General features: G+C 60.3%; 13 protein-coding genes. 1 reads left to right on the forward strand and 12 read right to left on the reverse strand.

What is annotated here, in order from left to right:
• Nucleotides 1–5: 5 nt before the first annotated feature.
• The 3 genes from ACUIAF_RS02885 to ACUIAF_RS02895 are packed head-to-tail and all read right to left on the reverse strand — an operon-like array spanning nucleotide 6 to nucleotide 2,105.
• Nucleotides 6–722, reverse strand: coding sequence for an ABC-2 transporter permease (locus tag ACUIAF_RS02885; RefSeq protein WP_045935290.1), 717 nt, complete (start codon nucleotides 720–722; stop codon nucleotides 6–8).
• On the reverse strand, nucleotides 719–1,675 hold the full coding sequence (locus ACUIAF_RS02890) for an ABC transporter ATP-binding protein (RefSeq protein WP_445339148.1): 957 nt from the start codon (nucleotides 1,673–1,675) through the stop codon (nucleotides 719–721). Before ACUIAF_RS02890 ends, ACUIAF_RS02885 begins: the two co-directional genes overlap by 4 nt.
• A gap of 22 nt (nucleotides 1,676–1,697) precedes the next feature.
• Nucleotides 1,698–2,105: a GntR family transcriptional regulator gene (locus tag ACUIAF_RS02895; RefSeq protein WP_045924206.1), complete on the reverse strand. Its 408-nt coding sequence runs from the start codon at nucleotides 2,103–2,105 to the stop codon at nucleotides 1,698–1,700.
• Between the two features lie 268 nt (nucleotides 2,106–2,373).
• On the opposite strand from ACUIAF_RS02895, the gene ACUIAF_RS02900 reads away from it, so the two are divergent.
• A complete protein-coding gene (locus ACUIAF_RS02900; protein ID WP_181415576.1) occupies nucleotides 2,374–2,511 on the forward strand; it encodes a hypothetical protein in 138 nt (45 codons plus the stop codon).
• 38 nt (nucleotides 2,512–2,549) lie between these two features.
• Here ACUIAF_RS02900 and ACUIAF_RS02905 read toward each other — a convergent pair whose 3' ends face one another.
• The 9 genes from ACUIAF_RS02905 to pflB form a co-directional block, all read right to left on the reverse strand.
• Nucleotides 2,550–4,322, reverse strand: coding sequence for a DNA repair protein RecN (locus ACUIAF_RS02905; protein ID WP_445338959.1), 1,773 nt, complete (start codon nucleotides 4,320–4,322; stop codon nucleotides 2,550–2,552).
• Complete coding sequence (locus ACUIAF_RS02910) at nucleotides 4,322–5,260, reverse strand: NAD kinase (RefSeq protein ID WP_110417065.1); 939 nt, start codon at nucleotides 5,258–5,260, stop codon at nucleotides 4,322–4,324. The genes ACUIAF_RS02905 and ACUIAF_RS02910 overlap by 1 nt, the downstream gene beginning before the upstream one ends.
• 70 nt (nucleotides 5,261–5,330) lie before the next feature.
• Nucleotides 5,331–6,644, reverse strand: a complete 1,314-nt coding sequence (clpX, locus tag ACUIAF_RS02915) for an ATP-dependent Clp protease ATP-binding subunit ClpX (protein ID WP_445338960.1) — start codon at nucleotides 6,642–6,644, stop codon at nucleotides 5,331–5,333.
• Nucleotides 6,645–6,789: 145 nt separating this feature from the next.
• Complete coding sequence (locus ACUIAF_RS02920) at nucleotides 6,790–7,458, reverse strand: ATP-dependent Clp protease proteolytic subunit (protein WP_445338961.1); 669 nt, start codon at nucleotides 7,456–7,458, stop codon at nucleotides 6,790–6,792.
• Nucleotides 7,459–7,467: 9 nt separating this feature from the next.
• A complete protein-coding gene (locus ACUIAF_RS02925) occupies nucleotides 7,468–8,055 on the reverse strand; it encodes an ATP-dependent Clp protease proteolytic subunit (RefSeq protein ID WP_029678947.1) in 588 nt (195 codons plus the stop codon).
• A 179-nt stretch (nucleotides 8,056–8,234) separates the two neighbouring features.
• Nucleotides 8,235–9,611, reverse strand: a complete 1,377-nt coding sequence (gene tig, locus ACUIAF_RS02930) for a trigger factor (protein ID WP_110417063.1) — start codon at nucleotides 9,609–9,611, stop codon at nucleotides 8,235–8,237.
• A gap of 49 nt (nucleotides 9,612–9,660) precedes the next feature.
• The gene (locus tag ACUIAF_RS02935) at nucleotides 9,661–10,947 is read right to left on the reverse strand and encodes an HRDC domain-containing protein (protein ID WP_445338962.1); all 1,287 of its coding nucleotides are present in this window, start codon (nucleotides 10,945–10,947) and stop codon (nucleotides 9,661–9,663) included.
• A 333-nt stretch (nucleotides 10,948–11,280) separates the two neighbouring features.
• Nucleotides 11,281–12,162, reverse strand: coding sequence for a pyruvate formate-lyase-activating protein (gene pflA, locus ACUIAF_RS02940; protein WP_015021700.1), 882 nt, complete (start codon nucleotides 12,160–12,162; stop codon nucleotides 11,281–11,283).
• Nucleotides 12,163–12,260: 98 nt separating this feature from the next.
• Entirely contained in the window at nucleotides 12,261–14,636 is a 2,376-nt protein-coding gene (pflB, locus tag ACUIAF_RS02945; protein ID WP_198203883.1) for a formate C-acetyltransferase, read from the reverse strand.
• Nucleotides 14,637–14,839 lie beyond the last annotated feature (203 nt).

The raw sequence follows: 14,839 nt of genomic DNA on the forward strand, positions 1-14,839 counted from the left end.
TTGGCTCAGATCTCCTTCCTGGCATAGACCTTGCGAGATATGACTATCGAAACCATATCAACCGCCAGAATCAAGGCCAGCCCGAGGACCATCGGCCGCCACAGGTCGGAAGTCAAAGATCGCATGATTGAATTCCAGAAGGTCCCCCAGTCCAAGGGCAGCAAACTGCCGATAAGGGCCATGATTGGCACCAAACCAAGAAGCGCCAGGAAGACTATCATTGCCTTAACTGGCTCCAGCCAATAAAACAAGGGTGTAGCTACCGCAAAGAGCAAAGACTCCAACAGGAACAACCCCGAAGCAAACAAGACAGTGTCGCGCCAATGGTCCTGACCATGCAAAAATGAATCAGTAGCGTAGAAGAAGAATATTGCATAGCCGCAAGACTGAACTAGGACCAGCAGAATTACAGCAGCATAGCGTCCGAATACCTGGTGATCACGTGTTATGGGCAGCAGACCGTTCAAGCGAATTGCCGTATTGCTGAAATCGACGAACATACCGAATACCAGGCCTACAAGCAGTCCGATTCCCATGCTGGCTACTGCCCCCGTCAACGCAGTCCGTGCATCTTCCCCGTCATTGCCTGTCAGGGCCATGACTAGGTTCAACAGGATTCCGATGAGGGGCACGGACATGAAAATCAGCACACCGACCCAGGTTCTCCCTGCTCCTGAGAAACGTTGCATGTCCAACCTGATCTGCTTGGCTATCGCCTTCATGACTCCACCTCCTTATTCCTGTCGGTCGCGGCAGGTGAGCCCGCGGTCAGTCTGATGATGTTGTCAAAGTCGGCCCACTCCACCAGGTAGCGGTTCTCCGAAGGCTCCACGGCGGCAGGGGAAGCCGATGCCAGAAAATCCTTCAAGTGTTCGGCAGGCACCAGAGCCTCGAAACCTGTGGCGGAGCGCTGCAAGCCCATCAGATATGGTATCTGCGCTCCAGCCAGATCGTCCGGCCCCCCTCTTACGACCTGGAAAGCCTCCATCAACTCGTCCTTGGGGCCGGTGTAGAAGACAGACCCCCGATTGATATAGGTAACGAAGTCAGCCACCCGTTCGAGATCCGTGGTGATATGGGTGGAGAAAAGCACCGAGTGACGGCCGTCGCCGATGTAGTCCAGCAGAATATCCATGAGCTCGTCCCTGGCCAGGACATCCAGACCACTGGTGGGCTCATCCAGAATCAAGAGCCTTGCATCGTGGCTGAGAGCGACGGCCAGCATCAGCTTCATCTGCATGCCACGGGAAAGCTTGCCGATTTTACGGTTTTCCTGCAGACCGAACCGACGCAGATAGTCGTGGTAGCGATCACTGTTCCAAGCGGGATACATGGGTGCCATCACTGGCTCGACGGCCTTGACCTTCCATGCCTCCGGGAAATAAATGGAATCGAAGACCACGCCCAGGTCTGCTTTGACCTCCTCCTCCTGGCTCAAGGGATCACGGCTCAGAATGCTGATTTCTCCGCTGTCTCGGCGGGTCATATTCAGCAAGAGCCGGATCAGGGTGGATTTGCCTGCGCCGTTGGGGCCTATCAATCCCATGATGTAGCCCATGGGCAGGTCCATGGTGACCTGGTGCAGGCGGAAACCCGTGCCGTCGGCCTTGGCGTAGCTTTTCCCCAGGTCACTGACGCGCAAGGCATAGTCGACATCTTCGCCAGAGGTTGTCATCACCGGTGATGCGCACATGCTGCTATTCCTTTCCTTCTTCGGACGCGGGTGCAGAACCCTTGTCGCCCAGCAGGCCGTCGAGCAGGCCGCGAATACGGTCCGGCTCCATGCCGGCCCGACGAGCCGTATCGACCGCCTCGCCCAGCAGGGACTGCACGCGGTCCTCCAGATGCCGCCGCATGACCTGGTCGCCACTGTCAGCCACGAAGGTCCCCTTGCCTTGGATGTTCTCCACCAAGCCCTCTTGAGCGAGTTCGGTATAGGCGCGGGTCACGGTCAGCACGGACACCCTGAGCTCCTGTGAGAGATGTCGCAGGGAAGGCAGTCCCTCCCCCGCTTTCAGATCTCCGGTCAGGATGGCCGAACGTATCTGGTCCTCGATCTGCCGATAAATCGGCTGTCCGGACAGGGATGAGATGATCAGCTTCATCCAAGCCCCTTTCATTGATTGTCGGCACAACCCTGGCTGAGCTGTTCCGGTGTTCATGTATACACTATAACAGTTTGACCGTGAAGACAACTCACCATTGATCTTCTGTTACTTGGTTCAAGATTCGATCAAAACGGCTCTGCAATGCGGAAGTTCTGAACGATCACAAATTCAGGCAAACGGCCATCAGAATCCGGTTGCCGCCCCATTACTCAAGCCGAGGACGGACACGGTGTACGCAACGAAAAATCCAACATCATCGTACCGCATGGCCACCAACAGCAAAATGAGTACAGTTAAAAGCATCAAAATGAAAAGCGGCAAAAAGACAGATGTCGAACACGCAGAGGCAAGGCCGCAAAAGGCGGCAATGTCGCCAAGACTTGTCAAAGTCACTAAAAATTGACGAACGTTGGCACGACAAAGCGTAGACGACAACCGGACCTATCGGGCCTGGAGCCTGCTGGAGGCCAGAAGCTCCCGAGCATGCTTCAGGGAGGTCGTGGACTCGCTGCCAGCCAGCATCCGGGCGATCTCCCGATCTCTGTCTTCTCCATCTACCTGGCGGACCAGGGTCTCTACGGCATCGCCACCTTCACGGCCTTTGGCCACGACGAACTGTCGATCAGCCCAGGAAGCCACCTGTGGCAGGTGGGTAACCACAATCACCTGGGCGGTGACGGACAGCCGTGCCAGACGGCGACCCAGCTCGACGGCAGCCCGACCGCCGACACCGGCATCCACCTCGTCGAAGATGAAGGTCATCGTCGGGCCGCCAACCTGGGAATCGAGACCAGTATGTCCATGGCCAGACCCGTCAGGCCCCGATGAGGTCCGGCCTTCAGCGGCCACCAGCTCCAAGGCCAGCATGAGCCTGCTGAGTTCGCCGCCCGAGGCGCTCTTACCCATAGGCAGCAGGTCCGAACCGGGATATGGCCTGAAGAGAAAGTCGATTTGGTCCAGACCATGCCCGTCCATCTCCTGGTCCTGGCGTGGCCTGACGCGGATCTCCAGCCCGGCGCCCGACATGGCCAGAGAGTGCAATTCGCCGTCAACAAGATCGCTCAGTCTTCGTGCAGCCTTGGCTCGAGACGCAGACAGAGTCCGTGCCGCTTTCAAGGCGCTTCCGTGAAGCTGCTCAACCTGTCCTTGGAGCTCCTCCAGCTTCTCGGGTGAGGCATCCATGTCTTCAAGCTCAAACGCAGCCTTCTTGCGCCAGGCCAGAACGTCGTCGATATCCGGTCCCCAGCGTCGGGTCAGCTCATCCAGATCGTGGATGCGGGCGTTGATCTTGTCCAGATCGCCCTCCTGGCCTTCGTCATCCAATTGGCTACTCAGGGTGAAGACCAGATCAGACAGATCAGCATTCAGCGACCGCAGCCGCTGGGTCGACTCCTGAAAGACCCCCTCCACACCGATGCCTTCCAAAGCGGCAATGGCCCGTTCGACCAGTGCAGTGGCCGATGGTGCGTCAGCATCAGGGTCGATTTGGCCGGAGTCCAAGGCGGACAGTGCAGACATGACTCCCTGACTGATCTGGGCAGCATGCTCAATCCGCTCCCGCTGGGCCTTGAGTTCACGATCCTCGCCGGAATGAGGGTCAACGCGGTCAATCCGGGCAATGGATTCACGAAGATAATCAGCTTGGGCCATAGCGCCGGACTGCTGGTTACGCAGCTCCTCCAGATGGTCCTGAGCCTGTCGGTACTGCCTGAAGGCCTTGGAAAAAGCCTCCAGCTGCGGGCCGTCGCCCGCATAGGCATCCAGAAATTCGCGCTGCCGGGCCGGACTGGCCATACGCATCTGATCCGCCTGACCATGAACAGTGACCATCATCCCAGCCACCTCCTCCAACAGGCCACGAGGGGCCGTCCTGCCGTTCAGAGCAGCACGGGAACGCCCCTTGACCGGCATGGTTCGAGCCAAGAAGATCTGCCCCTCATCCTCCAAGGGCAGGCCAGCCTCGGTTACGGCAGCAATCACTGGATTCTCGTCTCCTGCCGCTCCGGCATCGAAAATCCCCTGGACCCACGACTCGCGTGCTCCAGGCGACACCAGTTGCGGTTGGGCAGCGGATCCCGAGATCAGCCTGATGGCGTTGAGCAGCATGGACTTGCCAGCCCCGGTCTCCCCGGTGATGGCCGTCATGCCAGCAGCAGGCCGCAGGAGGGCATGATGGATGGGACCCAGGTCTCGTACTTCCAGCTCTTCCAGCATCAGTGCTCCTTGTTCGACTCCTGCGACTCCCCCTGGTCCTGTCCATTCGCAGCCGCCGAAGGACGGTGCTGCTCCCTCCATCCGACCACCGGCAGGTCGAACTTGGAGACAAGCCGTCTGGTGAAGGGCACCCCCGACAGCCTGGCCAGCCGCAGGATGTCATGGGACTGCCGCACCACGATGCGGGAGCGCTTGGGCACTGGCCGCTGACGGCGTCCGTCATTGCAAATCCAACCGGCCGACTGGGAATCACTCAGGATATCCAGGGTGAATTGCGACTTTGGACCGATGATCAGGGATCGGGCAAAAAGGGCATGGGCAGCAATGGGCACCATCTGCAGCGACTGCGCATCCGGCCAGACGATGGGCCCGCCCACCGAAAAGGCATAGGCCGTCGATCCGGTCGGGGTGGCCACAATCATGCCGTCGCAGCCGAAGGAGCTCATCTCCACATCGTCCACTCGGACCGACACCTCGATCATCTTGCCCCGATCATATCGTTCCAGGGTCATGTCGTTGAGGGCCCAGTCGCTCAGTGGTCGATCGGCCCCGGGTATCCACAGGTCCACATGGGCCACCATGCGCTCGTCGATGGAGTAGTCATGATCGGCCACCCTGCGAATGGCCTCCCCTATCTGGAAGCTCTCGAACTCCGCCAGGAATCCAACATGACCCAGGTTGACCCCCAGGATGGGCACCTGGGTGCCCTTGACCAGCTCTGCAGCACGCAGAATGGTCCCATCGCCACCCAGAACGATGACTATCTCGGTGTCGTCGGCCACCTTCTGGCTGGGGCTGCCGAATTCCGGGGCGGCAATATTGTCGACAATCGAGACGCGAAATCCATCCCGGCGCAGCTGCTCCTCGACCTCATCCACCAGGTGGCCGCTTGCCCGGACCCGGCTGTGCGTAACCACGACAGCACTACGAGCACCCATGGGGCCTCCCTTCCGGCATCAATGATCATCCTATCGGGCCCAGCCAACAGCGGCGCACATCGTGGCGGGGTCAGGCCAAACGACGACCAACAACTGCCGTCATGCCCTGCCCGGTCTCATACCGGGGCGATCCTGTCCCGTCCACGGCATCGGCATCCACCACAACACGGGAGACATCCGTCCTGTCCGGCAGCTCGAACATGGTCGCCTCAAGGGTGTGCTCGATGATTCCCCGCAACCCTCGGGCGCCGACCTTGCGCTCCAGGGCGATGGCGGCAACACGGTCAAGGGCGGCATCCGTGAAGACCAGATCAGCCCCGTCATCCAGGAACATGCGCCGGTACTGGTCGACAAGGGCATTGTCCGGTTCGGTCAACACCCTCCGCAACTCATCGGCACCCAGCGGCTCCAGGGTGGAGATGACCGGCAGCCGCCCCACAAACTCGGGAAGCAGGCCAAACTGTTCCAGGTCCTCGGCCCTGACCTGGCTCATGACCCGGTCGTCGGGCACCCTGTCAGACCCCTGAGTAGCCGAGAATCCGCTCTCCCGCAGACCCAGCCGCCGGCGGACGATCTCCTCAAGGCCGACGAAGGCGCCGCCACAGATGAAGAGGATATTGGACGTGTCCATGACGACCGTGCGGACATCACCGTGCCGCCGCGAACCCTGTACCGGCACGCGGGCCTGGGTGCCCTCGATGATCTTGAGCAATGCCTGCTGGACTCCCTCGCCGGACACGTCTCGTGTGATGGAGGTGTTCTCCCCCGATTTTCTGGCGATCTTGTCGATCTCGTCAATGTAGATAATCCCCCGCTGGGCCAGGTCCATGTTGCCGTCGGCAGCCTGGAGCAGCCCCTGCAGGACGGATTCCACGTCCTCGCCCACATACCCCGCCTCGGTCAGGCTGGTGGCATCCACAATGACGAAGGGAACGTTCATGATGGTGGCCAGTGTCCGCGCCAGGTAGGTCTTGCCCACGCCGGTGGGGCCCATAAGCAGGATGTTGGACTTGTCCACCTGGACGCGTGGGACCGCATCCTTGCGTTCAAACGCAGTGTCTGCAGCACGCCCACGGTCGCCCAGATCCATGTTGACGCGCTTGTAGTGGTTGTAGACCGCCACCGACAGCGTGCGCTTGGCGGCCTCCTGGCCGATGACATACCGGTTCAGATAGGCGAATATCTTTGAGGGTGCAGGCAGGGTCACCCGCTGGTCGGCAGCGTCCTTGGCCATGTCCTCCTGAATGATCTGGGCGCATAGACGTATGCATTCGTCGCAGATGGCGCAGGAAGGACCCTTGACCAGGCGGCGCACCTGGTGCTCATCCTTGCCGCAGAACTCGCAGCGATTCAGTCCGTCATTGTAGCTGACCACACGGCCCATGGCTCTCCCTTCCCGGAGAATCCGCAAGAATCGCCGAAATCAAATTCTAACTGGCATCGTCCATGATGCCAAAAACGTCCGGAGGCCGTGGGTCCCAGGGGCCCGCCGCCATCCGGACGATCAATCATGCGCGTAGTCACCGGAGCTAGTTGCGGTGCTCCAGGACCTCGTCCACTATCCCGTAGTCCTTTGCCTGCTGGGCGGTCAGAATGGTGTCCACCTCGATGTCCTTGCGGATCTTCTCCACATCCTGACCGGTGTGCTTGGCCAGGGTCTCCTCCAGCCAGGTGCGCATGCGCAGCATCTCCTTGGCCTGGATTTCGATCTCGGTGGCCTTGCCGAAGTCCTGCTCCATGGCCGGCTGGTGAATCAGTACACGGGCGTTGGGCAGGATCAGACGCTTGCCCTTGGTGCCGGCCGCCAGGAGAACTGCAGCGGCCGAGGCGGCCTGGCCCAGGCAGACAGTCTGTACATCGGGCTTGATGTACTGCATGGTGTCATAGATGGCGGTCATGGCCGTCATGGATCCCCCCGGCGAGTTGATGTAGATAATCACGTCGCGGTTGGGATCCTGGCTCTCCAGAACCAGGAGCTGGGCCATGATGTCGTCCGATGAAGTGTCATCCACCTGGACGCCCATGAAGATGATCCTGTCGTCGAAGAGCCTGGTGTAGGGGTCCTGGCGCTTGTAGCCGTATGGGGTGCGCTCCTCGAACTGCGGTAGCACATAGCGGTCGGTGGGCACAGCGGCCAGGCCGCGAGGGCCTGCCAGTCGACGGGCCCGTGCTACGAATTGCGCTTCTTCAGATGCCATATGGAGTGCTCACTTCCCTTGATCCGCGGTCATAGTGCCGTGGGTGGTCACAATCCGGTCGACGAAGCCGTACTCCAGGGCCTGCTGGGCCGTGAACCAGTGATCGTATTCGTTGTCCCGGTAGATCTCTTCCAGGGTGTGGCCGGTCTGCTCGGCTGTCAACTGGGAGAGTGTGCGCTTCATGTCCATGATCAGCTCGGCGTTGATCCTGACATCAGTGGCCGTGCCTCCAACGCCGCCCGAGGGCTGATGCATGAGCACCCGCGCGTGGGAGGTGACGAAACGCTTGCCCTTGGCCCCGCTGGAGAGGAGGAACTGACCCATTGAAGCCGCCATGCCGACTGCAACAGTGGCCACGTCGGGCTCGATCAGCTGCATGGTGTCGTAGATGGCCATGCCGGCCGTAATGGAACCGCCAGGCGAGTTGATATAGAGCCAGATATCCTTCTTGGGATCCTCGGCCGCCAGCATCAGCATCTGTGCGCAGATGACGTTGGCGTTGGCGTCCTTGACCTCGTCCCCCAGCCAGATGATCCTGTCCTTGAGCAGTCGGTTGAAGATGGGATCGGTCGGCGTGGGGGCCTCCCCTTCCTCCATCACGGGACTGGTTGCCAATGAGTTGTTCACCCTGTCTCCTTCGATAAACGTATCTGTATTGAGAGTAGCCCCCGCAATCGACGCGGCCTCGGTCTTTCTGCTCTTTGCGCAACCGCTATGACAGGGCCGCACCCAGTTGCGAAACAGCCTGGATGCGGCCCTGTCCCTTGCTTTGAAAGCTACTCCTGATCCTGGGAGAGCTGGTCAGCCACTTCAGCCGCGGCGGAAGCAGCCTGGACACTCTCGTCCTGCTCCTCCTGGGCCTCGGGCTCATCCTCGCCCAGGAAGCGGCTCAGGTCAACCTCCTGGCCATCGGGATCCTTGAAGGTGACGGCCCGCATGCCGGCCAGCATGCCCTTGGAGCGGCCGACCTCCTGCACAGCCGAACCCAGCTGGCCATTGCGGACGATGCCGTTGATGAAGGCGCTGGGGTCCATGCCGTACTGCTGGGCAATGGAGGCCAGGAAGTTGGTTACGTCGGCCTGGCTGACCGTGATGCCCAGCTTCTCAGCCAGAGCGTCCAGGGTCATCTGGTCGCGCAGTTCCTTCTCCACGCTCTCCTCGGCTTCGGTCTTCTCGTCCTTGCTGGCCTTGTCGGGATCCTTGCCGGTGTTCTTAAGCTGATCAGTCACCATGGACTGCTTGATACCCTTGGGCACCGGGATGTCCAAGCCCTCCTGGAGCTTGGCAATGAAGGCATCGCGGGCATCAGTGGCCTGCCGACCCTCGGCATCCACCTGGCACTGCTTGCGTACGTCCTCGCGCAGCTCCTCCAGGGTCTCGAACTCCGAGGCCTCCTTGGCGAACTCGTCATCCAGGTCGGGCAGCTCCTCGGCCTTGACCGAGTTGACCTTGACCTTGATCTGGGCCTTCTCGCCCTGGTGCTCGCCGGCCTCCAGAGTTCCCTCAAAGGTGGTCTCTTCTCCGGCGGACAGCCCGTCCAGGGCCTCATCCAGGCCATCCAGCATGGTGTTGGAGCCCAGCTCGTAGCTGACTCCCTGCTGGGAGTCCACGGACTCGCCGTCGATGACGGCGTCAAGGTCGATGTTGGCGTAGTCGCCCTTGGATGCGGGGCGATCCACGCTGACCAGGGTGCCGAAGCGCTGACGCAGGTTGTCCAGCCGCTTGTCCACGTCCTCGTCGGTAACGGCGGGCTTGGGGACCTCAATCTCCATGCCCTCAATCTCGGGCAGCTCGAACTTGGGACGAATCTCGACCTCGGCGGTGAACTTGAGCTTGGTGTCGTCCTTGGCCGAGGAGGGAATGTCTTTTACATCAATCTGCGGCTGCGCCATGGCGTGCAGCTGCTTCTCCTCCAGAGCCTTGGAGTAGAGTTCGGGCACACCGGCGTTGACGGCCTCGCCCGCCACGCTGGCAAAGCCCACGCGCTGATCGATGATGGGTCCGGGCACATGGCCCTTACGGAAGCCGGGGATGGTCACCTGCTTGCCGATCTCCTTACGGGCCTGATCCAGGTAGGGGTTCAGCTCATCGGGATCGACGGTGATGGTGAGCCTGACCTTGGTGGGCTCGAGGTTTCTGACGCTGATTTTCACGCTGCGCTCCAATTCATCCAAACCGTTTGATCTGCCAGTAAGGCAACCGTTACATAATAGCGCGAGTCAGGGACTCTGACAGGAGCGAAACCTGCCAGGGGCGGGCGCCCTCCTGACGCAGGAAGTCGGCCACATCACGCTGTTCCGGTTCGTCAGTCCAGCAGAGGTTGCGCAGGTAGCGGGGCTTGATCAGAATCTCGTCAGGGGTGTTGGTCCGGTGTCCCACTTCAGTCACCGCCTTGCGCGCTGCCTCCAGCCTGGCAAACCGGTCGGGATGGCGGTGCCGCCAGACCTGCATGGACTTGGGGGCGTTGGTCTCCTCACACCGAGGCTTGGGAGACACCGGCAGCTTTTCGGTGGGCAGACTCAGCGCTTCCAGAATGGCCTGTTTCCAGACTGAGGGCCTGACCCGGCGCTGGATGGGGGCATAGCGCTCAAACATCCGGTCCTGCTCGCCGCCAGTGTGGATCCTGACCCGCTCGTTCAAGGACCGGATGGCCCGGAATTGGGCGTTGTTATGCGGCTTGAGCCTGCCGGCCTCAATGATGGCCTTGTCGGGCAGGAGGAGCGTCGGAGCGATGTCGTAGCGCTGGGCCAGCCGGTTTCGGGTGGTCCACAGGGAACGGGCCACGGCCAGGCCTCGGCGGTCGTTGTGCAGGGCGTTGATGTGCGAGATATGCCGCCAGGGCTGCTCGGGCTTCGGCTTGGGAACTTTGCCCTGCTCCAGCAGCCAAGCGAATTCCTGCCTGGCCCACTCATCCTTGCCGTGACGGCGCAGGTCCTCCAGTTCGCGAGTTCGTAACTGATTCAACAGTTCCACGTCCAAGGCGGCGTAATTGCGCCAATCGCGCGGCAGTGGACGATATGACCAGTCTGCGGCAGAGTGTTCCTTGGCCAACGTCAGCCCCAGGTAGTGCGCGGTCACTGCAGACAGACCATAATGACCCAGGTTGAGCATCCTGGCCGCCAACTCGGTGTCGAAGAGCGATGAGGGCCTCATGCCCAGCGCATAGAAGCCGGGTAAATCCTGAGGGGAGTCATGAATGATCCATTGGGCCCCATCAACAGCCTTATTGAATTCAGACCAGTCACAGCCCGCCTGCGTCAGAGCCGGTGGATCCAGCAGAAATATCCCCGCCCCCTGGCGCTTGAACTGCACCAGGTAATCATCGTGGCCATAGCGGAAACCGGAGGCCCGTTCAGCATCCGCGGCCAACGCACCGCTCCCCCGGGAGAGCATCCGACAGGCCCGGCGGTATCCGGCCATATCATCGATGACCGACGGCACACCCTGGGCGGGCTCTGAAAGCAGCTGCGTCTGAGGATCCGTGGTCACCTGCGCTCAACCTCTTTTATAGTTTGTCTTTCATCACGCCACCGGGCTGACCGGCCCGGAAAACACACGTCTGAAAGCATAGTCCATGGCCTCAACCCACTGACAATTCTTACTAAGCATGCATGGTCGACAATTTATCGATTCACGGAGCTGGTCATTCACTGAATCCTGAATTGATTGAGCGGTTCTTCATGAAGTCGGTCATTCGTTGCTTGGCCGACTGACCTTCGCCCAGGCAGACAAAACTCCCCACGGTGTTCGCCGTGGGGAGCGACAGGAAAATTAATCTGATTGCTCCTGGACCCGCTCAAGAACGAAATTGGGTTCTGTGGCTTAGTAGACCACGAAGCCGTGGGCCTCCAGCTGCTTCTTGACCCGATCCTTCAGGGCCGCGGAGGGACCTTTGGCGTCTTCCAGCGGGTAGGGAATGCGCAGCTCATGCCACTTGGGCCGTCCTAGCTGATGAAAAGGAAGCACATCAATGTGCTCAATGGCGTCCTTGAATTGTTCACATACCCGGGCAACATTCTCGACATTCTCCTCGGAGTCGGTCAACCCAGGCACCAGCACGAAGCGGACCCAGATCTTACTGCCACGGGCAGCCAGACGCTTGCCGAATTCGATTGTGGGTGCCAGCGTGCCGCCGGTCACCTTCTTGTAAGTGGCCTCGTCGCCGGATTTGACATCCAGCAGGCACAGGTCAATATCGTCAATCATGGCATCGGTGTAGTTGCGATTGAGAAAGCCCGAGGTGTCCAGGCAGGTGTGGACGCCCATCTCCTTGGCAGCTCGGAAGACACGTGAGACAAAGGCAGCCTGCATCATGGACTCGCCACCGCTGAAGGTGATTCCGCCACCCGTGCTCTTGAAGAGGTCCTGGTAGCGGGCCACCTTGTCGATCATGGCCTGCAGATATACGGGCTGGCCATCGCGCATCTTCCAGGTGTCGGGGTTCTGACAGTACTGGCAGCGCAGGGGACATCCGCTCATGAAGACGGTCATCCTTGTACCCGGCCCGTCCACTGAGGTGTTGATGTCCCAGGAGTGAACAAATCCGATGTCGCCCGTGCGTAAGGCATTCATGCGGTCGTGCCGGTCCAGTCCAATGGGCGATTCGAACCCCGAAAGGCCGCCCATCAGGGTCTGGCTCTGGTAGACCTTGGATTCCTTGAGCATGTGCGGCTGTGTGGTATGGAAGGTGGTGGTCTCCGTCATCGGATCCTCCTGAAAAAGACGAAAAGGGGGCGGGGCCTTGGTGCGCCCCGCCCCATGATTCACCGTCTCATTAACGGTTGACTATCGCACAAGTGCGATCAGTCGGTCACCGCGCCCTGGTGGAAGGTGCGGGAAATCACGTCGAGCTGCTGCTCGCGGGTCAGCTTGACGAAGTTGACGGCGTAACCCGAGACGCGCACGGTCAGGTGCGGGTACTTCTCGGGGTGCTCGACGGCATCCTCCAGCTGCTCCTTACGCAGGACGTTGATGTTGGCGTGGTAGAGCCCGTGGCCGTTGCCGGCATCCAGGATGCCCACCAGGTTGTTGATGCGCTCATCCTCGTCGCGGCCCAGGCCGTCAGGGGTGATCGTATTGGTCAGCGAGATGCCGTCCAGGGCGTCGTCGTAGTCAATCTTGCCCACGGAGAACATGGAGGGCAGCATGCCGTGCGAATCCATGCCGTTCTCGGGGTTGGCGCCGGGAGCATACGGGGTGCCCTTCTTGTGGCCGGAGGGGAAGGACCCGGTGTTCTTGCCATACTCCACGTTGGAGGTGATGGTCAGGATGGACTGGGTCGGCACAGCGCCACGGTAGACGGGCAGACGCTTGATCTGGCCCATGACGGTGGACACGGTCCACTTGGCCAGATCGTCGGCGCGATCGTCGTCGTTGCCGTAGATCGGGAACTCGCCGACGGTCTTGTAGTTGACGATCAGGTCGTCGTCAGCGCCCTCGACATACTCAGGAGTGCCCTTGGCATCCTTGTTGTAGATCGGGTAGACCTTGGCGTACTTGATGGCCGACAGGGAGTCAGCGGCGATGGACAGGCCGGACATGCCGCAACCAAGTGTGCGGTAGACCTCCTTGTCGTGCAGGGCCATCTCAATGGACTCGTAGTCGTACTTATCGTGCATGTAGTGGATGATGTTCAGAGCCTCGACGTAGGTCTCGCTCAGCCACTGCAGGGCCTTCTCGTAGTTGTCCTTGACCTCCTGGAAGTCCAGAGAACCGTCTTCCTTGGGGGTGACAGGCTTGATTACGTCCTTGTCGATGACCTGCATGCCGGTCATCTCGTCACGGCCGCCGTTCATGGCGTAGAGCAGAGCCTTGGCGGAGTTGACACGGGCGCCGAAGAACTGCATCTGCTTGCCGACCCTCATGGGGGACACGCAGCAGGCGATGGCTGCGTCATCACCCCAGTGGGCACGAATGTCCTTGTCGGACTCGTACTGGATGGCGGAGGTGTCGATGGAGATACGGGCGCAGAAGCGCTTGTAGCCCTCGGGCAGCTTCGGATCCCAGAAGATGGTGATGTTGGGCTCGGGGCCGGGTCCAAGGTGCTCCAGAGTCAGAGTTGCCAGAAGACGGAAGGAGGTCTTGGTGACCAGGGGCCTGCCGTCGTCGCCGAAACCAGCGTCGGACCAGGTGGCCCAGTAGGGGTCGCCCGAGAAGATGTTGTCGTAGTCCTTGGTCCGCAGGAAGCGCACGATGCGAAGCTTCATCACGATGTTGTCGATGATCTCCTGGGCATCTGTCTCGTCGATCAGGCCAGCAGCCAGATCACGCTCGAAGTAGACATCGAAGAAGGCGGACAGACGGCCGATGGACATGGCGGCGCCGTCCTGGCTCTTGACCGAGGCCAGGTAGGCCATGTAGGTCCACTGGACAGCTTCCTTGGCGTTCATGGCGGGACGGCTCAGATCCAGGCCGTACTCCTTACCCAGGGTAAGCAGCTGCTTCAGAGCCTTGATCTGCTCGGCATGTTCCTCGCGGAAGCGGATCCAATGCTCGATCTCTTCCTCGGTGAAGTCGTTACGGTAAGGAATCGAATCCTTGTCGGCCTTCTTGCGGGCAATCAGCTCATCAATGCCGTAGAGGGCCACACGACGGTAGTCGCCAATGATGCGGCCACGGCCGTAAGCATCGGGCAGACCGGTCAGAATCTTGTTGTGGCGGGCCAGCTTGATCCTCTTGGTGTAAACGTCGAAGACGCCATCGTTATGGGTCTTGCGATACCGGGTGAAGATCTTCTTGACCTCGGGGTCGGGCTCCTTGCCAGCCTCCTTGAGGGCCTGCTCAACCATGCGCCAGCCGCCGTAGGGCATCATCGCACGCTTGCAGGGAACGTCGGTCTGCATGCCGACGATCACGTCGTCTTGAGTCTCGCCGGCAGGCTTGCCGTCGATGTATCCGGCTGGGAAGGCGTCAATGCCCGCCGGGGTGTGGGTATCCACGTCGTAAACGCGCTGCTTGCGCTCTACGGCAAGGAAATTGTCATCCAGGTAATTCCACAGGAACTTGGTCTTCTCGGTGGCCGGTTCCAGGAAGGATTCGTCACCGGTGTACGGCGTGTAGTTCTTTTGGATGAAGTCACGAACGTCGATGTCTTTCTTCCAGTCCTCGCCCTTGAAGCCCTTCCAAGCCTTGGCTTGCAGCTCTGCGGGAGAGACGGTGTTGGTCTCAACTGCTGTCATAGTCAACTCCTTGTTGATATGGTCAATGGCGCTTCCTCACACCACTGTCACTTTCAAGTATAGGGTGCGCATTACCACGGGAAACCGAATCGTGACGTGAGCTATATCACACTGCATGAAGACTCGCAATGGGCGCCACGCCCATATCCTACGAGTGCGCCCAGCACACCGCCTGAGCCCCGAGCCGTTCTGACTGTGTGGTC

Source organism: Bifidobacterium sp. ESL0822, from assembly GCF_052606675.1.